17 protein-coding genes, 1 pseudogene and 1 riboswitch are annotated in these 24,840 nt (G+C 45.3%); of the genes and pseudogenes, 1 reads left to right on the top strand and 17 read right to left on the bottom strand.

Annotation, left to right across the window (positions count from 1 at the left end; genetic code table 11):
• Positions 1 to 2: 2 nt before the first annotated feature.
• From LCF57_RS27770 to LCF57_RS25830, 8 genes are all read right to left on the bottom strand, one after another.
• Positions 3 to 134: a hypothetical protein gene (locus tag LCF57_RS27770; protein ID WP_264083822.1), complete on the bottom strand. Its 132-nt coding sequence runs from the start codon at positions 132 to 134 to the stop codon at positions 3 to 5.
• Entirely contained in the window at positions 131 to 1,807 is a 1,677-nt protein-coding gene (locus LCF57_RS25860) for an extracellular solute-binding protein (RefSeq protein WP_226003225.1), read from the bottom strand. The genes LCF57_RS27770 and LCF57_RS25860 overlap by 4 nt, the downstream gene beginning before the upstream one ends.
• Positions 1,808 to 2,010: 203 nt before the next feature.
• Complete coding sequence (bglS, locus tag LCF57_RS25855) at positions 2,011 to 2,724, bottom strand: beta-glucanase (RefSeq protein ID WP_226003224.1); 714 nt, start codon at positions 2,722 to 2,724, stop codon at positions 2,011 to 2,013.
• A 353-nt stretch (positions 2,725 to 3,077) separates the two neighbouring features.
• Entirely contained in the window at positions 3,078 to 4,985 is a 1,908-nt protein-coding gene (locus LCF57_RS25850) for a carbohydrate-binding protein (protein WP_226003223.1), read from the bottom strand.
• A 667-nt stretch (positions 4,986 to 5,652) separates the two neighbouring features.
• Entirely contained in the window at positions 5,653 to 5,967 is a 315-nt protein-coding gene (locus LCF57_RS25845) for a DMT family transporter (protein ID WP_226003222.1), read from the bottom strand.
• Positions 5,968 to 5,970: 3 nt separating this feature from the next.
• Positions 5,971 to 6,312: a DMT family transporter gene (locus LCF57_RS25840; protein WP_226003221.1), complete on the bottom strand. Its 342-nt coding sequence runs from the start codon at positions 6,310 to 6,312 to the stop codon at positions 5,971 to 5,973.
• Positions 6,313 to 6,408: 96 nt separating this feature from the next.
• A riboswitch (guanidine-I (ykkC/yxkD leader) is annotated at positions 6,409 to 6,507 on the bottom strand.
• Between the two features lie 135 nt (positions 6,508 to 6,642).
• Complete coding sequence (locus LCF57_RS25835) at positions 6,643 to 7,161, bottom strand: GNAT family N-acetyltransferase (RefSeq protein WP_226003220.1); 519 nt, start codon at positions 7,159 to 7,161, stop codon at positions 6,643 to 6,645.
• Positions 7,162 to 7,191: 30 nt separating this feature from the next.
• Positions 7,192 to 7,644, bottom strand: coding sequence for a MarR family winged helix-turn-helix transcriptional regulator (locus tag LCF57_RS25830; RefSeq protein WP_226003219.1), 453 nt, complete (start codon positions 7,642 to 7,644; stop codon positions 7,192 to 7,194).
• 119 nt (positions 7,645 to 7,763) lie between these two features.
• On the opposite strand from LCF57_RS25830, the pseudogene LCF57_RS25825 reads away from it, so the two are divergent.
• A pseudogene (locus tag LCF57_RS25825) lies at positions 7,764 to 8,111 on the top strand (hypothetical protein); the annotation flags it as partial.
• A 758-nt stretch (positions 8,112 to 8,869) separates the two neighbouring features.
• Here the strand turns inward: LCF57_RS25825 and LCF57_RS25820 are convergent.
• The 9 genes from LCF57_RS25820 to LCF57_RS25780 all read right to left on the bottom strand — a co-directional run bounded on the left by LCF57_RS25820 (position 8,870) and on the right by LCF57_RS25780 (position 24,610).
• A complete protein-coding gene (locus LCF57_RS25820) occupies positions 8,870 to 9,364 on the bottom strand; it encodes a DinB family protein (RefSeq protein ID WP_226003218.1) in 495 nt (164 codons plus the stop codon).
• Positions 9,365 to 10,373: 1,009 nt separating this feature from the next.
• Positions 10,374 to 10,478 carry a DUF6254 family protein gene (locus LCF57_RS25815; RefSeq protein ID WP_015735743.1) on the bottom strand — a complete coding sequence of 35 codons (105 nt, stop codon included), beginning with the start codon at positions 10,476 to 10,478 and terminating at the stop codon, positions 10,374 to 10,376.
• 286 nt (positions 10,479 to 10,764) lie between these two features.
• A complete protein-coding gene (locus tag LCF57_RS25810) occupies positions 10,765 to 14,766 on the bottom strand; it encodes a GH32 C-terminal domain-containing protein (protein ID WP_226003217.1) in 4,002 nt (1,333 codons plus the stop codon).
• Positions 14,767 to 14,956: 190 nt separating this feature from the next.
• Complete coding sequence (locus tag LCF57_RS25805; RefSeq protein WP_226003216.1) at positions 14,957 to 17,230, bottom strand: GH32 C-terminal domain-containing protein; 2,274 nt, start codon at positions 17,228 to 17,230, stop codon at positions 14,957 to 14,959.
• The gene (locus LCF57_RS25800; RefSeq protein ID WP_226003215.1) at positions 17,227 to 19,695 is read right to left on the bottom strand and encodes a PfkB family carbohydrate kinase; all 2,469 of its coding nucleotides are present in this window, start codon (positions 19,693 to 19,695) and stop codon (positions 17,227 to 17,229) included. The genes LCF57_RS25805 and LCF57_RS25800 overlap by 4 nt, the downstream gene beginning before the upstream one ends.
• A 28-nt stretch (positions 19,696 to 19,723) precedes the next feature.
• Positions 19,724 to 21,343, bottom strand: a complete 1,620-nt coding sequence (locus LCF57_RS25795; RefSeq protein ID WP_226003214.1) for an ABC transporter substrate-binding protein — start codon at positions 21,341 to 21,343, stop codon at positions 19,724 to 19,726.
• A 124-nt stretch (positions 21,344 to 21,467) separates the two neighbouring features.
• A complete protein-coding gene (locus LCF57_RS25790) occupies positions 21,468 to 22,364 on the bottom strand; it encodes a carbohydrate ABC transporter permease (RefSeq protein ID WP_226003213.1) in 897 nt (298 codons plus the stop codon).
• 13 nt (positions 22,365 to 22,377) lie between these two features.
• The gene (locus LCF57_RS25785) at positions 22,378 to 23,331 is read right to left on the bottom strand and encodes an ABC transporter permease (RefSeq protein WP_226003212.1); all 954 of its coding nucleotides are present in this window, start codon (positions 23,329 to 23,331) and stop codon (positions 22,378 to 22,380) included.
• Between the two features lie 310 nt (positions 23,332 to 23,641).
• A complete protein-coding gene (locus LCF57_RS25780; RefSeq protein WP_226003211.1) occupies positions 23,642 to 24,610 on the bottom strand; it encodes a LacI family DNA-binding transcriptional regulator in 969 nt (322 codons plus the stop codon).
• Positions 24,611 to 24,840: the final 230 nt, after the last annotated feature.

Below are 24,840 nucleotides of genomic sequence, written 5' to 3'. Positions count from 1 at the left end.
TTTCAATAGAAAACGGACGTACGCCCCTCATGTCCCTCTCCAAACGACAACAGGCATTGCAGAAGATAATCTTCCGCAATGCCTGTTTCAACTTTCACTTCATCTCGTAGCTGCAACGTTCTAACTTGTCTCATTTTCCACTCTTAACGGACTGATACCACTCGTTTACTTCTTTCGTAATTTGATCACCGCCTGATGATTTCCACTTCTCAACAAATGAATCAAATGAATCAAGCGGGGTCTTTCCATATATAATTTGGGAGAATGTATCCTTCTCCATTTTAGTCAGAATATCGTTGTTCATCTGCATTGTCATCGTTGGCGCACCAGTGAACATTTGGTTGAATACGATATCCTTTTGGTTCACAACAATTTGGGCTGCTTCAAGCATAGGTTTCGATACGCCTGACTTCATTTTTTTCTCAAATGGGGTTGTCGGCTCTTTACCGCTTGCCAGCGTCGCCATACTCAGACTTGGAATACGTGCTCCGTCAAAGGTTAACGTATATTTCTCAGGAGCGTACCCTCCTGTAAGTCCGGCATCCGTTGTTGGTTTGCCATCGACCATAACCCAATCATATCCTTCAGCAAATCCGTATTCGAACTCGCCACCAGCCTCAGGATTGGCATAATGATCAAAAAGATAATTTTGATACGTGAAGAAAGCTTCCGGGTTCTTCATATCTTTGTTGATGAGGATAACGCCGTTGGCATTGGATGTGCCATGTCTACCAGCTTTGCCATCTGGACCGGCAGGAATCGGATACGCTTTGTACTCTGCCTCCGGGTTATTCTTCTTCACATCTTCCAACGGCCATGACGGCATCCAGTGAGGACCAACCACGATCCCTGCTTTACCAGCAGTGAATTCCTCGGCGGCCTTCGTCTCGTCATATACGCCTACTTCTTCTGGTATATAACCTTTGCTCATCCAGTTCTGGATTCTTCCAAGAGCTTGTTTCGCTCCTAGAGTCACTGAACCGTATTCTAATTTCCCATCCTCCGTCAAATTCCACTGGTTTGGCATCGTGCCATACGCGCCAAATACCCATCCAGCATCAGACATCCATGTATTTAACCAGTTTTTGAAACCAATCGTCAGTCCGTAAGTATCTTTCTTGCCATTCCCATCCGGATCTCGATTCGTAAACGTTTCCATAATTGTCTCAAGGTCATCCAATGTCTTTGGTGCTTTGAGGCTGAATTTTTTCATCCAGTCCTCTCGAATCCACATCACAGGGTCACCATTATAAGCATAATCAAGAATCGGAATACCAATTCGTTTGCCATCTTGCATGTATGGATACCAGACCGACGGATCTTCATTGACGGCTTTCTTCCATGTCTCGCTAGCATATTGATCAAATAATTCGCCGGCTTCCACAAATTTTCCAGATTCAATCAGTTCGCGAACCAAATTAAATTCGCCGCGATATGAAATAATATCGGGCATGTCAGCGTTTGATGCAAGCGACAAACGCAGCTTTGTCTCAAACGCATTGTTCGTGGATGGAGAAACCCACTGATTTTTCAGCTCGATTCCCAGCTTTTCTTTTGCCCATTTGGTATGAACATTGCTGTCCTGGTCTTCTCCTGGTTTGAACTTAACATCCGGACCCCAAGGCCGCAAATACGTAATCGTTACCGTTGGATCGTATTTACCATTCTTAATCTCCAGCTTGGCACGTGTAGTATTCGTGTCAGCCGGCTTGTGACCGCTACTGCTGCACCCGCTCAACACGGCCGACATGGTCAACACACCTACCATCAGCAGACTGCCGATTCGTCTTTTTTTACTTTCGTTCAACTTTGTCTCCCCCAGTCTATGTAATGTAGGATTACAGCCTTAATAATAATGAATGAATCAGGCAACTGCCCATACTAACTTTACAACATTTATTGCACTAATTTAGGATATTGGAAATTGGATATCAGTGTTGGATTAGTGTAATCTTTTCCCTAGACAGGCAAAAGCAGCCCTATAGGGCTGCCTCTTCTGCTGTAACCATACTAATTGCTCGTATATTTTACCCAGTCATATTCGGCGTACAACGGATTGACTCCGTTATATAGACCTAACCAGCTGTCTACTCCGGTTCCATTCCATAAATTCATCATAATTTGGCCTGGCGTGCTCGGTATGTTCGTAGTTGCCGTATGCTTTAGAGCCCCGTCAACATACCACTTAATGTACCCTGGCTGCCAATCGAATGCATAGGTGTGGAAGCCACTTGATGCATCAAAGCCCAGATCGATAACCTTCTCATGACCACCGACCCCGTTTGTATAATAGTTGAATTGCACTTTTGTTGTGTCTTTGCCTAAAAATTCAATATCTATTTCATCCCATTTCGTGCCATTAGCAGGTCCCGTATATGTGAAAAAGGAAGATACGATTCCTGTATTTTTAGCAGGCTTCATGCTGACCTCATATAAGCCGTATCCGTAAGTATTCGTCGATCGATACTCTCCGCCGTCAAATTTATTGTACGCAGAACTCGTTAAGCTAAGCTTCATTTTGCCATCGTTAGTAAAATTGACATTATTGGCACGCCAAGTGCAATTAAACATGCTCCCATTGGAATATCCGTCTGCCTTTTGCCATGTACTCGGATTAAAATAACTTAATGGTTCCCAGAACACACCCGCCGCAAAAGTGCTTACCGAAAAAAACAGAGAAACTACACCCGTGGTCACCAGCGTAAACCAATACTTCTTCTTCATAAATACACCTCCATGTAATTCCAAACATGAACAAATTTGTGGAATGCGGTTTCCAGCAAACGTGATACGGTCTGCCGGGAACCAAATAATAGAGCGCTTACATATTTGGTGTCATCATTATATATGGACATAGTGTAGTTAACTATAGAAAACTTTAAAGAAGCAATATTCATTTCTTAAGATTTGTGTTAGGACAACATGAAATATATCGTCCCATGCTTGCTTGTCTTGCCCCCTTTTGCCTCCGCTCCATGTTGATGGACGCGAACGATGGTGGAGTCGATCATGAAGTATACAGACAGTCTCAATCTAGTCAACAATAAGGCTAAAACAACTACTGTTTATACGTGCGATCATAATGAAAATTCAATGAAATCCACGTAGGCATCCCAGGTTCCGTCATCGCTCATCAAGGTGAGTTTGATCTCCTGATCTCCGGTGGCGTGAGTAATGTTGGACAAGGTTTGGACAGTCGGCGTTTTGCCCGTAAAATAGAAGGAACCTACACTTATCCCTCCAATAACAAAGTCCACTTTGGCCGTACCAGCATTGCTTGAAGCCCCCCGTACTGAGATATTATGCGTAGGGATGGCAAAATACTGTGAGTATGATGCGTAGTCAGCAGTGGCATACAAAGCGACCCCGTCAAACGGTGTACTGATCTTGCCTGCATAAGTGCCGCCAATATTCATATTCTCGGCTTCAACCTTTGTCCCCGTATTGCCCCCCATGTTGGGAGTGAACTGCCAGGCATCCAGATTGAAGAGATTGCCGCTACCTGCCCCAGTAAACACCAGATATAAGTTGTGAACTCCAGTTGCATTGCTAATCGTGGTCTGTACTTCTCTCCAGATTTGCATACCCCCAGTTGAAGATACATTCAAGGTGCCGACCAGAGGGCCTGTCTCACTATCAAGCCGTACTTCAATGTGGCCACCGACATTCGTGGCCACATTAGCTTTGAACGTTTTCGCTCCGTTAGAGCCAAAATCGGCTTTCCCGACAGCGATCCAGTCCCCATTGTGGATGTTGGTCACATTCAGATTGCTAATCGGGCCGCTGCTGGCTTGCGTGGTTTCGGTCGTAACGCCTGCTTGCCACGCAATGGTCTCCGCTTCAACTCTGGTATACGGATTCAGATTGGATAGCTGAGCGATTCCTGTCATATTCCCCTGCACCTCAGAGATGCTTTCGTCCGCATTGTGCACCAGCTTATTAATATGCGGAGAGCGATAGCCTTTTCCAGCTCCAATTTGAGCCTTGCTGACCGTCTGGGCATGATACACGACATACCATTCATTCTTAAAATTAAATACAGCATGGTGGTTGTTACCGCCAACGCCGAAGAACGTATACGGATTTTTCAGGAAATGGCCTTTATAAGTGAAGGGACCCATCGGGTTGTCGCTGACCATATAGCCGATTTCTCCTGCAGGGTACTGCGGCGGGTGTGTTCCGGCAAAGTTGATACAGTACGAATAGTAGTATTTGCCGTTGTGCTTATGAATGCCGGAATCTTCAAACAGGTAAGGAGCATCAATGGTAGTAGCGCTTCCAATAACGCTGATCATATCTGCACCTAATTTGATAACTCTGGCAGTTTTCGGATTTGCAATGGAAGCCGGATCGGATTCATTAGGAATTCCGCCACCACTATACAGGTAGCCTGTGCCATCATCATCCACCAGCACAGCCGGATCAAAAAGCCAAGTCACTCCAGCCATCCCAGGTGTACTATGTGTCACAAGTGCTTTGCCGAGGGGGTCTGTCCAAGGTCCGATAGGCGTGTCCGCAGTCAGGATGCCAATGCCTGCTCCGCCATTAGCGAAATATAAAAAGAACTTATCTCTGCCATTTATTTTTTTATGCGCAATTGCTGGAGCCCAGGAGTTAGAAGCCCATTTGGCAATGCCTCTACCGTTGTTCTTGTTGTTGGCACCTGCGACTGGTATCGTTCCGTGATCCGTCCAGTTCACCATGTCCGCAGAGGATATGACCTGAATACGATCCAGTGCACTGAAGTCATTGTCTTTAATCGATCCATCATTGTTATACACATACGTATCACTTGACATGTAGATATACAACCTACCATCATATTCCAATGAATAGGGGTCAGCTCCCAATTTATGATCCATTAGAGGGTTGGAATTTCCAGGTAGTTTAGCCAGTGGCCGATTGGCAGCATCTACATTTAGCATGGGAAAGACACCGAGCAATAAAGCGAAGGAAAGAAATAAAACTAGACATTTTCTAATCATAACATAACCTCCGTTTTTTTATATGGTCCAAAGCCGAGCTATCCGTAAATTTATTAAACTCAAGAATATGCTCAGACCTCTACCCGTAAGGAGAACTGCTGTGAAGAGTGCGTAAGAAACAAAAATGAAACCGCTTGCAAAATATTAGTTTAAAAGCGAACTACGAGAGGGGAGTCAACTATATACTTGTCTCTGTTCTTCTATTTTTAGTAACTTCAGTTATTTTTTTGAATAAAGTATAGCAATAATAAAACATTTAAGTAATTAAGTGATAATATGTAAATTGATTGAAAATAATGGGTTTTATTTGGCGTAATTATAACATGCTCTATCAAAAATAACAATATCATTTTATTTTAAAAAAGAGCGAACCGAAAGGGATGAAACCCAATGATTTGCTCCGTAAAATACAGACATCAAATCAGGTGATCTTGGCTCCACTCTTGAAGCCTCTGACTCTCAATCAGCATGACCAGTTTGAGTCTAGAGTCATAGCGAGATATTGTGAGATTACATACAGTCTAAAAACAATCAGCACCTACTCCAACACCAGCTTTTTGGTCGGTCTTACGGCGACCATACAGCGAACCATGTCGCTACAATCCATGAGCATTCAGATAGTTCGCTGCTGTTCTAAAACGACCAATTTATCTAATACCATCATTATTCAGCTTACCAGCTTTAGACCAACTGCTGAACTGAGTACCATCGCAATGAACAGAATTCTCGCGGTATTACGCGGTTCACCGTAAAAGATCATACCTAATATGGCCCCGCCCGAAGCTCCAATACCGGTCCAGACAGCATAGGCTGTTCCCATTGGTAGTGTTTCCATGGCCAGGTTTAGAAACAAAAAGCTCAATCCAAAGCCTGCAAGCAAGTAGAAAGTGGACAGGAAATTCCGGTCTTTATGGAGCTTATTAATCATGAGAACTCCAATCATCTCAAATACACCTGCCAAAATTAGAAATACCCAGTTCATACGTCAGTGCACCTCTTTTCCTTGTTTCTTCTCTTTGCTCTGTATTTTGAGTCCTACAACTCCGAGCAGAAGCAGCCCGATCAGCATCAATTTAGATCCCTGTACCTCAGCACCAAACAACAAAATTTCTGCCAATACAGTGCCGGCCGTTCCCAAACCGACAAACACTGCATACACGGTTCCTACCGGAAGCGTACGGGAAGCCATAATCATGAGTATGAAACTTACAAAAATGGCGACTAAAGTACCCCCCCACTCTAACCATCCACTGGCATGTTTCAGGCCGATAACCCATCCAACTTCAAATAATGCCGCAATTACAACAGATAACCATGTCTTGTTCATTCTGTGCTTCCTCCTTTTCGATAACGCTGCAAATGTAGTATGGATTTAAAGCAGCAATAAAAAAAAAGCCTGAGATAATACTGCATACAGCAGTTTTTCTCCCAGGCTTTTATCCCTCCGTGGCACAGTACGACGACCGTGAGTTTTCTCTCGGACCAGCCGATATTACATCGCGGAACCCTAGAAAACATTTTTGAATTCAATTATAATTAATATTATACATATGAGCAAATAAATTACAATATATATCATCAGGTAGATGATTTGGGTGATGCTTTGTTTCGTGTCTTTTCGTTATGGAATATACATAATTACCTGTCTTTACTAAACTTATATCATTGTTTTGGCCATTATGAAATCAATTTGTTCTTCATCACCCATATAAAAAGAGTGTGCGCCAGTTTGAACAAACCCCATTTTCTTATAAAAAGCAATAGCATTTTCATTTTTTCCCCATACGCCTAGCCAGATTTTCTTTTTATTATGTTCCTTCGCAATTTCCCTAGCTTTATTTAGCAGATATTTACCAAGCCCATGTTTTTGAAATTTGTTATTTATATAAATCCTCTCAATTTCGAGTGACTCATCACCCATTTTTTCGGATTGGGCATCATTCATATTTACCTTTAAATATCCAGCAAGTTCTTCATTGAAATAGATGAAAAAGATTTCTGAAGAGACATTGGACAATTCCTTCTCCAACTGTTTAGAGTTAAATGCTCTTTCCAGATAGGCTTTCATATTTTCAGGTGAATTCTGATCTTTAAAAGTATCGTTGAATGTTTCAATACTTATTTCTTGGAGTATTTGTAAATCTTCACGGCTGCACTTTATTATTTTTACAGTCATTTTAATGTACCGCTCCTTCATATAAATCAATCAATAATTTCTCTTGTTCCCTTTTTTTACAAATTCCCAGTCATTCCCTATATTTTCTCTTAATCTTTGAAGAAGATTGAAAATGGTTTCTACTTCTCTTTCCGAAAATCCCTCTAATGCAACGTTATTGGAATGATCATTTTCTCTTTTTATAAAAGGATAAACATTGTTCCCTTTCTCTGTTGGAAAGAGTTTTTTAATTTTTTTGTTATGGTTATCCTCTTTCTTTTCAATAAAGCCATTAATTACAAGTTTTTTTATAGCACGAGATGCTGTTGTTCGATCTACTTTTATCATCTCAGCTAACTTTTCTTGAATGATTCCTGGGTTTTCACATATTCGCACTAGGTACAAATACTGCCCTTTTGTAAGGTCATATTCTTTAAATTCTATATTACTTATCGAATCTAATGCCCTTGCTATCATTCCAATTTCACGAAGTACTTCCTTCATAATAAACTCCTTTGCACTTATTTTGTTGCAAATGCAATAAAAATGGTATATATTAAATTTACCCTAATTTTATTGCATTTGCAACATGTAAATATGATAAAGAGGTCGAGTAAAGTGAAATATGTTTTTTTGTATTAGGAATTTTTATATTATACCTTGGTATTTCGTTCACTATACAATCAGAGCTTGGGACTTCACCTTTTGATGCACTTTTGGTAGGACTGTCCATAAATGTGGGGCTTACTGTGGGAAGTTGGGAAATAATAGCTATAATATTGATAGGTTGTAATTCACTTTTAAAAAGACAAAAACTAGAATTTTTGGGGTTGTTAACAGCATTTATAACGGGTATTGGTATTGATATGTGGCTTTTTTTATTGCACTATTTGATAACACCTGAACTATGGTACAGCAAAGTTGTTTGTTTTGGAATTGGTTTAGTTGTTGTAGGATTAGGAACTGCAACACCACCAAATCATGAGAAAGATAGTAAGCATTCTATATAGAATGCTCAGATTGTCGAGAAACTCCGTCTTTTTGAGACGTGGGCTTCTTTTTCTTTACATCATAATGGTCTGGTTTCTGGAGAAACAGGCCGTTGAAACATAGGAGAATCGCTCGGGGGGATAGAGACGAGCCTTTCCTCGAATTGCCTGTATACTGCCTCAATTAGTTACTTGTTCCTCCTCCGTGTATCTTCTTCTCATACAATTATCCTTGTTTCAACGTATGTTCTTGTCTTCTGACAACGACATGTCGGATGACAAGAACATATATCGCGGACTATCGAGCCAACGGTCTCACCATATTGCTTGGTGCACCGCCAATCAATGCATAGTACACCAATTGAAATATTGGCTCTACAAATCGAAAGAAGGTTCTTCTTCAGTCGGACCAACTCCTACTACTCGTTGGGTGCCGCTTAAAGTTGCCGACCCACTGGGCTACACCCGTTTCGGTATCTCACCTATCTGTTTGAGCAGTTGCCGCAGCTTGCCCACTTGCAAGAGGCAAAGGCGCCAAGATCGTTCGTGCCATGGTCATCGTAATTTCCGGACTTCTGCCGCCTGTGTTAATCTATGTCCATCCTACACTGCCCCCTATCTGAACGCTAGATGGGGTCTATTTGATATTCACGCACAAAAAACAAGCCGCAAGAGCACCAGCGTTCATGCCGATGCCCTGCGACTTTTCGGAACGAACCGAGGGCAAGTCACTTCGTTCGTCAAGCTTCCTCGTCGGCCGAGGGACCGTACAGGCCCGGCACCGGAATGTCGAGAAGCCGTAAATAAACCCCGAGCTGCGCCCGGTGATGGATCATGTGGCTTAATCCGAAGGTGCGAAGCGCGATCGCCCGCGGCTGGCGGAGGATGATGTGGTCGCCGTGGCGCAACGTCCATTCCTCGTCCAGCGTGTTCTCGTCGCATTCGGCGAGCAGCTTTTCCAGCTTGCCGACGTTCGCGTCGAACTCCTCCAGAATGTCCGCGCGCTTTTCCAAAGCGTCACGCCGCAACGGCACGGTCGAAAGATCGAATTCCGGGTACTGAAAAATCGCGACTTGCCAGTTCAGCAGGTTGATCAGGTGCGTCGACAGCCCGCCAAGCGTCATCGATTTCTCGTGTGGCTTCCACGCCATATGCTCCTCGGGCAAGCGCTCCAGGACACGGCGCGTAGTGGCCAGCTCATGCGCAGCGTCGCCGACGATCAGTTGTTTGACCATAGATTCCTCTCCTCCCTTTAGTGTAAACATACTATAAACCCGGTCGCGCGGAAAGGTTTTGCTTCGGTTTTGCTTCGGTCTTGGATCGTTCGGTTCGAGCCGCCGAGGCAGGACGCAGTGCAGGGTATACCATCCCCGACTACCGCATCCGGGGGCTCAGCCGCCCCCCGCAAACGGCCGCCGGCTTCAGCAGCGGCCGGCCGATCGTGTCTACCTTGTAGCCGAAGTCTACTCCTGCCGCTAGGTGGTGGCTATTTGACGCTCATCAAGTAACAGCATCTCACCTTGATTGAGACAGGATACTTCATCCCCCACTTAGAAGGCTATCGACTTATTCATAGTGCTTTTACCGCCGCAAGGCCCCCCACAAATCCAGCTTTAGAGGAACCACGGGATTCTTCTTTCTAATGATGTTTATTAGAAATTGTAGTTTGAACAATTTCATTGCTTTCGTCCTACTACTTAAAAGCTGCATTCATGTCGACATCTTATGTATATCCATTCCACTATTATTACCTGTTTTTATCATAGCTACTTTATGGAGGGCCAGGTTAACCTCGAAACTGGAATGTTGCTGAATGTGCTAACGAATACGGATCGCTGTATGATTGTTTCAGACGGGAAACTAGCAATATGACCGAATTGTTATATACAGGCTTAGGTGAAGGGCAGCTTTACCCTGATACCTAAGAGCGAGTCACTACTTATGGCGGATCTGTTCTAGCTGACTGCTCATGAATGTATTGTTTGTTCGATCAATCGTAAGGTTGTTATCCTGATAAGGACACTTATTAAATATTGATCGAGTAATACCATTTATATATCAATCCGAAAGGCTTATAACCATTGGCTGGATGGGTGTTAACAAATCCAGTTGCAGTAATAATGAGCCATTATGCTCTCACACCATAAAATAGCAGTATCGCCCTTTCCGGCAACCGAAAGAAAAGAAGACTGCCGATAAATTTCGCCGACAGTCCTTCTCTTCCAAGTAGTATACTCCTCAATCCTATTCGCTGGACAATTCCTTGAGCGATTTGATTTTACCATGGGGATGCTGTTCTTGCTTTCGTGACTTCCAGGCAGCTTCTTTCCTTCTCTTCTGGTGAGCCATATAACAGATATCCTCCTTTGGAAATTGTGATGTATACCACTTCCTTAAGTTGTCACTTCTCGGCTCTGTTCATTCATAGAACTAAATTCGTTGTGTTTTTGTTAAACTCAGGGTGATAACTGCCCCTCTTTTGACCCAACCCAGTGTCAGCATTGCCCGCTGCTGGGCGATTGATTAAACCAAGCTCTAGTCTGCGTTATCCCTTGCCATTTCGAATGACAAGCCCACTGACTTTACAGTTTGCTTGGATTGACTATAGGTTACGGAACTATTCGGATTGACAGAGTCAGTTGTTGGTCTTCTTCTTTACTTGAACCGGTACGTTGAAATCATCGACGTTAATATGTCCAAAACCGCCTTTAGATTGGTCAACCACCTTAATGTAAAGCTCCTCGCCAATATAATCCGACGCATCCCAAATCTTTCGTTGATATTCTTCATAATTGGTCGCTGTCTCTTTAAATAACTCTTTGCCGTCCGACGCCCGAACCAGCGCAACATACAGACGGTCTATATCCCGGCCGCCGCTGATAAGGAAGTTGATCTTACCGTTCCCACCAAGGACGAAATTTTGAGATCTTAGCGCTCCTGTCAAGCTATCGCCGCCGGCTTGCTCGTTGAAGCCCCACAAATGGTAGCCGCCCGGAATTTTATGCGACGGGTTGAAGTAAATGGTGTCCCAGAAGAACTGGGTATTGGTCACATGGACATTCTGGAAGGCGTCTCCTTCCGTAATCCATCCTGTTAAGTCGCCCGTAGCAAAATCATGGTTAGGCAGCTCTGTAATATCCTTATACACGGAGTTATCCCAGTTATCGGGTACATAGACCGGAGCAGCCGGTTTACCCGTTAAGGCATTCATATCCCATACTTGCATAGACTTGACAGTGATATCGCCATCGGCCCAGATCTGCAAGCCCAAGGAGTCGTATCTGCCTACATAGACACGAGTTGTCAGCTTCTTCTTGTAATTTGCAAAGGCTTCAATGACCGAGCGATCGAGAAAGATATGGAGTTTCAAGTTCTCTCCGTCAAGATCTACATATCCTCCTTGAATGCCGTCCACACGCACATCCGGATCAATGCTGCTCTTGGTTCGATCCACATTGAATGTCCCGTTCTTCTTGTCGTAGTAAATGAGCGTCTCTTCTTGGCCTTTTTCCGAGCGTCGCACCTTGAGACCGAATTTCTGGGCCTCACGCGGATCAATCTCCATCACAATCTCTAGCATGTCGCCTTTGACATTTTTAATCAATTGATTGGCACTCTCCAAATTTTTGTCCGAAAAATCAACCCATTTTTTTCCTCGAAGGCTCTGCAGTTCTTTAATCGGTTCGATATGCAATCTATCATGCTTATCGAGGCTTAGGGAAACCGGCAAAGATAAATTATGAGCCCATCCGGATTGATATTCGGCTTGCGGTGTTCTTACATTTTGCACCATGGAGAATACGACCGTTCTTCCGTCAGGTGTGACCAGACCGCTCTCTGCGGTTAAATAGCCGTCACCTACATCCATTTTGGAGGGTGCCTCCTGATCAGGAATAAATTTAAAGTTATCCCGGTCCCAGGTCCCGATCCAGTAAAAGACCTCAACATCTCTTTGCACATCATTCGCTGGAGGAACATGCTCCGGCTTTTCATGGGGATTAATCATGAAAATATATTTTTGCTTGCCCGTACTATCCGTGCCTAACGGCAATAACACTGGCAGCTCCCATACCGTACCCAGCTCCGGATAACGGCTTCTGTCACTAACGTATAATGGCCCCTTATATTCCCAATTGTACATATCGTCGGATACATACACCAGAGCTGTGCCACTGCTGAAGTCTGGAAGGCCAGACGTCACTAACTGATACCACTTGTCCACCTCTTTGTCGTACCATACAAACGGATCGCGGAACTCGTTGTGGATGCCTTTTCCGTTCTGCTCCGTTACCGGTTTAGGATATTTCACCCATTTTTCCAAATAGGGATCGGACAAATCCGCCGGAGTTGCCAGCCCTGTTCTTTGGTTCGGCGACAGGGAGTCGTTGCCGGCGGTATAGAACAGAACGGGATTGCCGTTTCGATCATACGCTGCACTGCCTGACCACGTGCCGTCCGGATCTAGGTTGCCCGCTTCGGGCGCAAGAGCAGGTCTTACATTTTCCCAGTTCACCATATCGTCACTCACCCAATGCCCCCAGTGGATTTGATGCCAGTATGGACCTTGCGGGTTATGTTGATAAAATAAATGGTATTTGCCGTTATAATAAATCGGTGCATGAGCTTCATTCATCCAGTTTTGCGGAGGTATCGCGTGGAACTGGGGGCGGTGCTGATCTCCGTCAAACACACTTGGATCCTCATCAATGTCGGCATTCGGAATTTCCGGAATCGAACCTCCATGAAGCGCCTTCACGCTCTCATATCCAGCAAGTATCTCCTGGTTCGTAAGGGCTTTATTATGCAGCTTCACTTCATCTAGGAGTCCGCTGAACATATTGAAGGAGAACAACCCTGCCAACTCTACCGGTTTATTATTTTTCCCGATGATCAGGCTTTCGGTAGATGGTGTGATCGGAACGTTGACGGGGGTTGCTTGGGAAGCCACTTCCTCACCGTTTAGATATAACTTAATCTTTCCATCTTCTTTACTGAAAGTAGCGGCCACATAATTCCACTTGTATTTTTCCAACGGGTGATCCTTTACCCATACCTGAATCCACTGGCCGCCAATGCCTACCTGCATCGACCATGTACCGTGCCGATACATTCCAAGAGAAAAGCCTTCCGCTTTATCCTGATCGGATTGGTTTACGATCGCAGACAGCTTGTTTCCGTCTCCCCATTCATAGCTGCGCGGTGCAACCCAAGCTTCGATGGTTAACGCGTCGCTTACAGGCACAGTATCCTTTGCATTGACCTCAATATAATTCGAGTATCCATCGAACAACAAGGCGCCGCCTTTTATTCCACGCGGAATCCATCTTGGATGCTTCGATGCCATATACCTGGCGTTGTTAAATACATAGTTCACATCGTGCTTAAGATTGTGTACTTTCTCCAACGCTTTCTTTCCTGCGCCTTCATCAAGGTTTAAGTAGAAAATGGTACCCCTACCACTTGCTTGGAAACTATCAACGGCAATGCTGGCTTCATTGGAATGATCGACAACCTTTACATAGAGCTTCTTGTTGTAGTGTTCTTGCACTTTCCATGAGATTTTCTCGTTCGCGCCAACATTCCCGGTTTTCATAAGCAATGTGTTGCTGTTCGCATCGTAAAGTGCGACATAGGTGTTTTCCGGTTTGAGGATATCCAAAATAGTGAAGTTAATTGTTCCGGTTCCCTGAAGCGTGAAAGTATTGGAGGTGATGGAGCCCTTTCCTTGCACGGAGGATTTGGAATAGAAGTTCCCTTCTTTGCTCGCATGAGCTTCATCGGTCACTTCAAAAGCATCTCCCTCAACCGTCCAGCCATCGAGATTTTCGGTTTCAAAGCTTGGATTATCGATTTCATAGCGTTTGAAATCTGGCTTGATATCCGTCGCAACAATTCCTTCAGCTGGCTCCGATTCATGGTACATGGAGAATGCGTCCGCAAAAATTATTCCCCAATCCGAGGTTGCATTATCGACGACCTCCACATACAGTTTCTTGCCCAAATATGTGGAAAGATCCGCCTTGTATTGCACCATATTGGCAAGCCGCATGCCCAGCGCGGGATCCGGGAAGCCAACGTCGGCGAATGCGCTATTTCCGTATCGGGCAATAACTTGTCCCGTATCGACTTCCACAATATTTATAAATACCTTGTCTGGGTTCTTCGCACCGCCAAGCCTGAAGCTGATCCAGCCGCTGCCGCCCAGCTCGAAAGTGCTGGAACGAAGTACACCTGTTGCAGATTCGTCATACTTCCAGCCGTTTAAATGATAAGCGCCTTCCTGGTTATACGGTATTTTTTCCGCCCACCAAGTCGTTTCGTCGGTTACGCTATTCGGACCGAACGCATTGCCTTTGACAACAGTCCATCCCGTCAAATCTCCTGTTTCAAATCCAGAATTCCGGATTTGATAGACCGAATCCGTAACTGACAATCTCACGTCATTCTTAGGAATATTTTTGATTTGATAAACCGCATCCGTAACCGATGATCTCACATCATTCTTAGGAATGGGCGTTTCTCCAGCAACAGTTCTAGATTCGGATGCGGCAGAGATTCCCGGAACAACAAGCTGGAGAACCATAGCCCATATAACCATTCCCGATATCCAAGATTTTCTTCTTTTGGCTTTCCTCATTCTCGAGCCTCCTTCGAAACTTGTTATACTTGCGAACATCGATACCTCATTTCGAAATGCTCTCCTTGTACAAAGTGAATAGTCATGAAGAAGGGAGAATATGAATGAAACGTTTCCAATCGGAGGAATGCAAAGTTACTTGATCATTTGCTGCATGACCCGATTGGTAAGGAGCGCCTAAGCAATCGTCTTACCAAATGGACTGCATATCCCATATATCCAAGGATTTAACAAACGCTTCTCCATCTCCCCAAATCTCGAGTCCCAAAGCATCCATACGGCTCGGGTACACCCGGGTTGTCAGGCTTTTCAATCCGTTTGCATAGGCTTCGACCATGGAGCGGTCCAAATAAATATGAAGCTTCAGATTCTCCCCAAGTAGCTCCAGCTTACCGCCCTGAACCCCTCTGCACTTTTCTCCCGGATGCAGTGTCGTTTTCGACCGGTCGACCATGAGCATCGCTTGATTCCAATCATAATACAGCAGAGTTTCTTCCTCTCCGTCCGGCGTACAACGGACCTTGATTCCAAATTGTTTGGCGCTGCCGGGCTCCAATTCCAATTGAATCTCAAGCATGTCACCATGAACATCCCTGAGCTGTACATTAGTTTCAGCCAATGACTGGTCCCGAAGCGATAGCCGCTTGGCGCCACGCAGCGATTGAAGCTCCTGAATCGGCTCTATTCCCAGACGTCCGTCATCCCTCAAATATACGCTTAACGGCAAGCCTCCGTTATGAGCCCAGCCCGACTTATATTCCATCTCGGACGTCCGGTCGCCTTGGGCTATCGTAAAGACGATATTTCTGCCGGTCTCCGGATCAACCATTCCGCTCGGTCCGGTAAAATGGAAATCCCCGACGTCAATCAATTGAGGCTCTTCTTGATCGGGGATGAACGAAAGATTTTGCTTGTCAAGTTGCCCGATCCAATAGAACACCTCGACATCCGCTCCCTTTCCCACAGGGCTGACAAGCAGGAGATGTTTGTTCACTCCCTGCTTGTCACTGCCAAGGGGAAGAAGCACAGGGAGCTCCCAGATGGGTCCAAGGTAAGGAAACTTCTGAATATCTGCTTTAAAAAACGGCCCTTTATACGTCCAATTCAGCATATCCTGTGACGCAAATGCCAGTGCTGCTCCGCCTTCGATTCCGGACCCGACCAGAGCATACCAGCCGTCATCGTCCTTCCATACGAACGGATCCCGGAAATCCCCAAATGCGCCCATTCCCTTCTTCTGCACGATCAACGGCTCCGGATGTTTGACCCAGTGAACCAGATCCGGGTTTCCGTCAAGGGTATAGGTGCTTCGGGCAAGCGCCACGCTCTGATTCGGCGAAGCGCTGTCATTACCTGCCGTAAAGAACAGGACAGGCAGGCCGTCTGCATCATAGGTTGCGCTTCCCGACCAGATCCCGTCCGGTGCGAGCTGATCCTTTTCGGGCGCCAGGGCCACGGGTAGATCACGCCAATGCACCAAATCCTGACTTACCCAATGTCCCCAATGGATCTGATGAAAGAACGGCCCATGCGGGTTATGCTGATAGAACAAATGATATTGCCCGTCAAAATAGATCGGTGCATGGGGTTCGTTCATCCAATGGGCTGGCGGGCTAACATGATATTGCGGTCTGTGCCGATCAAGCAGCAGTGGCGTCCGGTCCAGCTTGATCTCGTCATAGTTTAATTGCGGCCGGATACCTTCATGAAAGGTATCCAGCACATGCCGATAAGAAGCGGCCACTTCTTCCGCGCTCAGCGCCCGATTATAAATCTTGAGTTCATCAATGATACCGCTAAACATGTGCAGGCTGAACACTTCCGCCAGCAGGCTGCTATGGTTATTCTTGCCGATAAGAAGATCCGTGTCCGCCGCCTCAGCCAGGCGGGAACCACGAGGCAAGGCAGCCGAAGCGATTTCACTGCCGTTCAAATACAGCTTGATTTCCCCTTGTTTCCCATCGAACACAGCATTCACGTATGACCATTCATTCTTGGGCAGTTCATGGCCGTCCGGCGACCAAAGTTCCTTCCAGTCCCCTCCTTCCAGCCCGACTTGAAAGGACCAGGAACCGTGACGGAACATGCCGAGCAGATAACCCTGCTTGCGATCCAGGTTGTAGCGGTTCACAATGGCGGACAATTTGCCATCATCCCCCCATTCATAGGAGCGTGGCGCTATCCATACTCCAATGCTTAGCGCTGATCGATACTCTGGCTCGGTGTTCTGATTTCCCTCATCGAACGAATGCGCAATGTAAGTCGAATAACCATCGAACAGGAGCCCATTTCCAATTACTCCCTGTCTCCACCGTGGAGGGCAAGGTTTAGTAAACTCCGCTTGGTTAAATACGTACTGGATATTATCCTGGACTTGGGATACGCTCTCCAGAGCGCTTGTACCGGTTCCTTCATTGAAGGCCCAATACATGATCAATCCCCGATTATCGGTTGAATGGCTCATACTTCAACCCTCCTTGATGTCTGCTCCGTTGGGCCATTGGGAATATGAATGGAGTTAAGAGCATGCATATGAAACGAGTTCAGTACAACTTCCCCTGATTTTGCACTTATCTCAATACGATCCATCGGAGCATCAGGGAATATTTGATCCGTCAGTGCAACCAAACCCTCATTCGCGTACACTTCAACCGCGTTGCGATCCAGCCAGATATGCAGCTTGATCTTTCCATTCTCCGGAACCATTCTAGCACCGTGCTTGCACGCAAACGACGGGTGGAAGTCAGTCAGGCCCGATTTCGAACGGTCGATGAATAGCCATTGGCGCACAGGGTCATATCCGATAATAGTCTCACTTTGCCCAGAGGACTTCATTTTAATATGAACCTCGTCCCCGGAACGAATGTCGATATCCGCTTCAATCTCAAGCAGAACATCATTCATTTTTTGCGTAAACGGCACCGCTGGCGTAACCTTGACCTCATTCCAGCAGAGCGTTCCTTTCCGCAGCTGCTCTATTTCCCGAACAGGCATTTGGATCAGAACTACGCCCTCGTCTCGGCTGGTCAATGACAAGACGCGAGGCAGAGTCATTGCGCCTCTCCAGGCCCCGGTAGGCGTTTGGTTGGCATATTTCCAGTTGCTCATCCATCCGATGATCACACGCCGTCCGTCTTGCTCAGCTATATCCGACCAAGTGACCCCCGCATAATTGTCCCGGCCATAATCCAGCCACAGGGTATGATCGGCCGGATTGTCATTGATGAACGTATTTCCGTCGAACTCTCCGATAAAGTATTGCGTGCGTGAGCCTTCCGGACAGTTGGGATCATCTCCGATGCTTACGATAAGTACCCATTTGGAACGCTCGCTGTCATCAACCGGCAATTCAAAGAGATCAGGGCATTCCCAAACTCCGTCATGCGAGCCTTCACTCTTTCCGAATTCGCCTGACAACGACCATTCACGCAAATTGTCCGAACGATAAAACCGAACGTGGTCTCCCGCGACAAGAGCCATAATCCACCGCTCACTTTGCGAATGCCAGAACACCTTGGGGTCCCGGAAGTCAACCAGATCATGCTCGGCGAGTATTGGATTCCCCTCATATTTGTGCCAAGTTCGGCCTTTATCGCTGCTGTAAGCCAGGCTTTGCCGCTGGCGAGGTTGTCCGGTTTCCGGACAGATGTCTGCATGAGTGAAGAGCGCGATCAATCCATGGGAACCATCGAACAGTCCGCTGCTATTATTCCAGTCAACCACACAGCAACCGGAAAAAATAGCGCCATGCTCATCCGGGAACAGAGCGATAGGCATATGCTCCCAATGAACCAAGTCTTGGCTTACGGCATGACCCCAGTGCATCGGTCCCCACTGATTGCTATAAGGATGGTGCTGATAAAACAGATGATAGACTCCCTCGTAATAGACTAATCCGTTCGGATCATTCAACCAATGGGAGTGAGGTGAAAAATGAAAACCCGGCCTTAATCTATCATCATCGTGCTGTTTATTTGTCTCGATCATCTGTTTAATCTCATCTGTCGTCGGCATAGATTGAAGAGCTCCTTTCCGTGTAGTTACTAATGCACCGCCGGAATTAGCAAAAGTTAGCATGCTGATGATTTGCTGTTTGGGCAGCTGATTCAAAGAAATACCGGCTTCCAGTATCTTATATAACAAGCAGCCCAGAAAAGCGTCGCCGGCTCCCGTCGTATCGATGGCCTTCACTTGAAAACCCGGCACATATCCGTCATGACCAGCCAACCGGTAATAGCAGCCTTTTTCCGCTAAAGTTACGACGATCCAGGCGATGCCGAATTGTTGTTGCAGCTCTAACGAGCCTTTTTCCACATCAGTTGTACCAGTTATAAAGCAGAGCTCATCTTCCGATATTTTCAGGATGTCGGCATACTTCATGCCCCAAAGGATATTCTGTTTCGCTTCCTCTTTACTCTCCCATAAAGCAAACCGGATATTCGGATCGAATGAAAGCAGGACTCCTGCCTCTTTAGCCTTCACAACTGCCGCTCTTGTTGCCGTACGGGCCGGCTCATGGGTCATCGACACAGAACCAAAGTGCAGTGCATGGCAGTTTTCAATCCTGTCAAACGGGACATCCTGCGTGCGCAAGTATGTATCCGCTCCTGGCTTCCGGTAGAAGCTGAACGATCGGTCTCCGATGTCATCCAGATGGACAAATGCCAGCGTTGTATTGGCTTCATCTGTAAACGAAAGCGCAGACACGTCGATGCCGCCGTTCATCAAGGTATCGTGCAGCAAGGAACCGAATCGATCATCCCCAACTTTGCTAATCAATGTCGCTCTAGCTCCTAAACGGGATAGAGCAGCTGCTACGTTAGCCGGAGCCCCTCCAGGATTGCATTCAAACTGCTCGTTGCCTCCCGCTGTACGACCTGATGGCGTAAAGTCTATCAATACTTCCCCAATGGTTATTACATCAAGCACAGTTTCTCCCCACCTATCGTTTGATTATTTATTTTTTTAAATTTGCATTATAACGGTCCAGCCCTTTTTGATAGATCTCCATTAATTCGTTCAGCCCCATCTTCTCGAGTGTCTTCACATAGCTGTCCCACTTTTCATCTACGTTGCCATCGACGATGAACTTGCCTCTTTGGGTATTTACATATTTAATAAGTTCTGGCTCAATCCGATTGATTTTATCTAGTTCATCCGGCTCAAAGAAGATACTCGGATAGTTTTCCTTTGTCATATATGGAGTGTAATATTTCTCCAAATAATCAGCACGCTTCTGAGCCCGGGGTTCCATATCAACAACTTTTCCGAAGTCATCGAAAGTAATGACGCCCGGATTTCCTGTGCCTGGAGCCACTTTTTGACGGAATTCACCTGCGGAGGCTCCCTCAGGAAGCGGCAGGTTCACCAATTTTCCTTTTTCGTCCTTCTTGAATACGACATCCAACGGACCCCAGTGAATTTGAGCCGCCATGTAAGGGTCATACTGTTGATCGATCCAACGCATCGTCATTGCCGGATAACGGTTCTCCTTTGTAATCACGAAGCCACCTCGTCCCGGACCGCCGCCGTTGCTGCGGCCGATCATTTGATCTCCATTTGGGCCTTTAAGCGGGGGCAGCAGAGCATAATCCTTACTACGCTCCGGTCCGACAACCTCTTCGACTTCCCACCAAACGTAGGAGCCAAGCGTTTCATCTGGTGTTTTGCCTTTTGCTAAATACTGAGCAGCGTCCTGGGTGAACGATTCAGGGTCAATTAGGCCCTGCTTATACCAGTTATCATGAATATATTTTAATGCTTCCTTATATTGAGGTTGCGAAGCGGTAAAGATCACTTTACCTTCGCGGACGATCCGATGTTCCAAATTATCCGGAAGACCGAAAGCTCCGAATATGCCGGCAATGTCACTACACCACTGCATATGCATAAAGCTTAATGGGATTTCATCAGCCTTGCCATTGCCGTTCGGATCCTTCGTTTTAAAGGCAATCAAAGCCTGCGTGTATTCATCCAGCGTCTGAGGCACTTTCAGGCCCAGCTTATCGAGCCAATTTTTATTGATGACGTGAAAGAAGGGGCTGGTATCGAGCTTATTCTCTTCCCACGACGGCAGCCCGTAGATGTGCCCATCCGGCGCTGTGATCGCTGATTTAATGTCGGGTCGACGATCGAGAAGCGCTTTCAAGTTAGGCGCATATTTATCAATTAAATCCTCCAGCGGAATGATGGTTCCGTCTTTACCGTAATTAATTAGATCGTAATCTGTGAATCCGGCTCCGTAAAATGCGTCTGGCAAATCTCCGCTGGCCAACAACAAATTTTTCTTCTCTGCAAAGTCAGTGTCTGGAATGTTCTCCCAGTCAATCTTTATGTTTGTTTGTTTTTCCAGCCGCTTAAAAATTTCCATTTTCGAGTAATCCGGCGCTAAAGCAGCTTTTGGGGATACCATCTTTAATGTCACCGCTTCTTTAACAATCGGAAGACCGGTTTTATTAAAATTCGCATCCTGATCCGGGTTTACCGCCTGATTTTTTGACTCGCCGCCTCCCGAACATCCGCTAAGAGCAAACACTCCAGCCAGCATTAGAATTCCAGCCCTTTTGAATAATTTCATCGTACATAACCTCCTTATGTCATTCCACAAGCTGAGAACTTCCCTTGTCCTTGTTATATATTTGTCTGAATGCTGAATCTATGGATTCTGTTGCACATTTCCCCTTTCAGGCACCATGATAATGTTAGCCTTTGATCGAGCCGATCATCACGCCTTTAACAAAGTATTTTTGCAGGAAAGGATACAAAATCAGCAACGGTAGACTGGATACCATGATGACACCATATTTGATAAGCTCTGTAACGCGCATCTTCGCTGCGTAGGATTCCACGTCTATCATCATGCTCGAGTTGGCCTGATTCTGGACAAGAATGTTGCGAAGGACCAGTTGTAATGGATACTTGCTTTCATCGTTCAAGTAAATCAAAGCGTCAAAGAAACCATTCCAGAACCCGACAACGTGATACAGTACCATTACAGCTATAACGGACTTAGACAAAGGCAATACGATGCTCAAAAAAAATCTGGTATTGGAACAACCATCAATCGAAGCTGCCTCCCACATTTCATCCGGGATGGTCGACTGAAAAAAAGTCCTTACGATAATGACATTGAACACACCTCCCGCTCCAGGAATAACAAGTGCCCAGATCGTATTCAGCATGTGAAGATCTTTGATCAGCAAATAGGTTGGGATCAGCCCCCCACTAAAAAACATGGAGATCAATAAAAACCACATAATCGCCGACTTTCCCGCCAGTCCTTTACGAGCTAACGGGTAAGCTGCACATACGGTCACGGCTACTCCGATTAATGTTCCTAGACCCGCATATAAAATTGAATTGGCATACCCAATCCATATAGATGAATCGCTGAATATTCGGCCGTATCCATCCAGCGTAAAACCCTTTGGAAAAAACCATACTTCTCCTGAGTAGATGAGATTGGGATCACTCAATGAAGCAATCAATACAAAATACAACGGGAATAATACAAGCAGCATAACTATGGTCAACATGACGTAGTTGACGATGTCAAACCATATGTCTCCCTTGCTTTTTCTCTTTAATAATTGTTTCAAAATGATCTCCCCCTTACCACAGGCTGGTTTCCGTCAACTTTTTGGCGATCCGGTTGACGGTGACTATCAGGATAATATTTACAACTGAATTAAACAGGCCAACTGCCGTAGAAAAGCTGTATTGTGCCTTTTGAATCCCAATTTCGTAAACATAGGTCGGAATAATATTGGAGGTGGCATAATTCAAATCGTTCTGCATAAGGAAAGCCTTTTCAAAACCGATGCCCATAATGTTGCCGAGTGCGAGAATCAATAAGATGACGATCGTCGGCAAAATGCTTGGAATATCCACATGCATTACGCGCTTCCATTTGCTTGCTCCATCCATGATCGCGGCTTCATGCAATTCCGGATTGACCCCTGCCAGAGCAGCAAGGTAAATAATGGTGGCAAAACCTGTCTCTTGCCAAACCCCTGATAATATATACAAAGGACGGAACCAACCTTCGTCGGCCAAAAACATAATGGGGTCTCCTCCGAACCAGGTGATGATGTGATTCACAATTCCGCTGTTTGGAGACAGAAAAACATTAAGCATACCGACAAGCACTACGGTAGAAATAAAGTGTGGTGCATAAATTACAGTCTGTACAATTTTCTTGTATCTCTTGGCCAGCATCTGATTCAGCATAATCGCTATAATAATCGGAGCTGGGAAGCTAAACACAAGCGATAAAACACTGAGTGTAAGCGTATTGGTCATGATCGTCCAGAAGTTATAGGAATCGAAAAAATCAATAAAGTGCTTAAAGCCTACCCACTCGCTTCCCCAGATTCCCCGAATGGGTGAAAAATCCTTAAAAGCAATTTGTATTCCATACATCGGATAGTACTTAAATACGAGATAAATAATAATGATTGGCAGCAAAAACAGATACAGTTCATAGTCGCGTTTGATCTGGTTCCATATTTTGCGATTTGGCTTGATCGTGGAATGATCTAACTCGCTAATTCTTGAATTCACCATTACACTCCCTTTCTTGTAAAAGGATATTTTCATTTTTGAAACGTTTCCAATTTGCTATAAGAAAAACGTCAGTCGGTGACCCATACCATAAATCGACCGAATGAGCTGAAGTTTTTCCAAAATCAAAGAAACAATCTTGCCTAAAATAACGGGAAGACGATGCATTTGCTGATCCAAGCTTATACCTTGGCTCTTTTAACAGAGTAGTCTGATTGTCATATGAAACGCTTCCAATTTGTTTTAATAAAAAGTCAGTTTGCAGATCCATACTGTGATCCGAGTGAATGAGCTAATATTTTTACAATAAAAATCATGTCGTTTCGCCTTGCCTGAAGATAACGGGGAGACGATACACTTGCTGATCTAAAGTTTTACCTTCGATCTTTTGATACAGCAGTCTGATTGTCGTACGTGCCATCTCCTCCACTGGCTGCCTGATTGTAGACAATACCGGATGAAAATAAGAATGATCCTGAATGCCGTCGTAACCAATGACCTTTACATCCTCTGGAACGCGAATACCCTGCCTACCTACTCTTTCTATATATTTGGCGGCTAACATATCGGTAATAGCGAAAATGCCGTCCACATCCTGATGCTTATACAGAAATTCGCCAAAATAGGCATCGTCGTCCACAATCGGGTCTGGCTTCTCGTATACAACATAGTCGACACCTAATTTTTCCGCTTCATCAATAAAACCTTTTCTTCGATTCATGGTTTCACTAAAAACGGAAGTTATGCTTCCCATAAAAGCCGGTCTCTCGGCTCCTGCTTTAACAAGTTCCCTTAAAGCCAGACGCCCTCCCTCATAATTATCCGAGGTCACACAGGTAATTTTTTTGTTGAAGTGCCTGTCAATACTTAGAATCGGAATATCATTGCTTACGCTATTCTCTATATCATTGTAAGTAATGCCGACGATACCAGCCACTTTGTTTTGCCGTAGCATATCCAGATAATACAGTTCCTTTTCAGGCTTACCGCCGCTATTACATAGCATAAGCTTAAAACCTTCCCGATCCAACTCATCCTCAATGTAATAAGCCAGTTCAGAGAAAAAAGGATGCCAGATACTTGGAAGCAGCAAGGCTACCATCTTGGATTTCCTCATCTTGAAATTTCGAGCGACTTCATTGGGAAAATAATTCAGTTCTTGTATAGCTTTCTCCACTTTTTTGCGTGTATCTGGTTTTACAGAGCCCGAGTTGTTAATAACGCGGGACACAGTTCCCACAGCTACGCCAGCTAAGTTAGCTACATCTTTAATACTTGGCATCTAACCCCCCCATCTCTCTTATGGAAATTATAATAACACTAAGTTGGAAACGTTTCAATTATTTTTTGAAGCGCTTTTTTCGCTGGCCCTTCTCATGCTTCCTAAAGAATGTCGCCGCTTTAATGAAGCTCTATTGTCAGGTTGCAAGCGCACCTATTCGTATTTTGGGATCTTCCTGAATGGCAAGTGTTGCCATCCACCCGGCCATTCAGGGTCCGGGTGGGTACCTT

The organism is Paenibacillus sp. BJ-4, assembly GCF_020404765.1.
GTDB lineage: Bacteria > Bacillota > Bacilli > Paenibacillales > Paenibacillaceae > Paenibacillus.
This window is presented reverse-complemented; position numbering and strand designations above follow the sequence as displayed.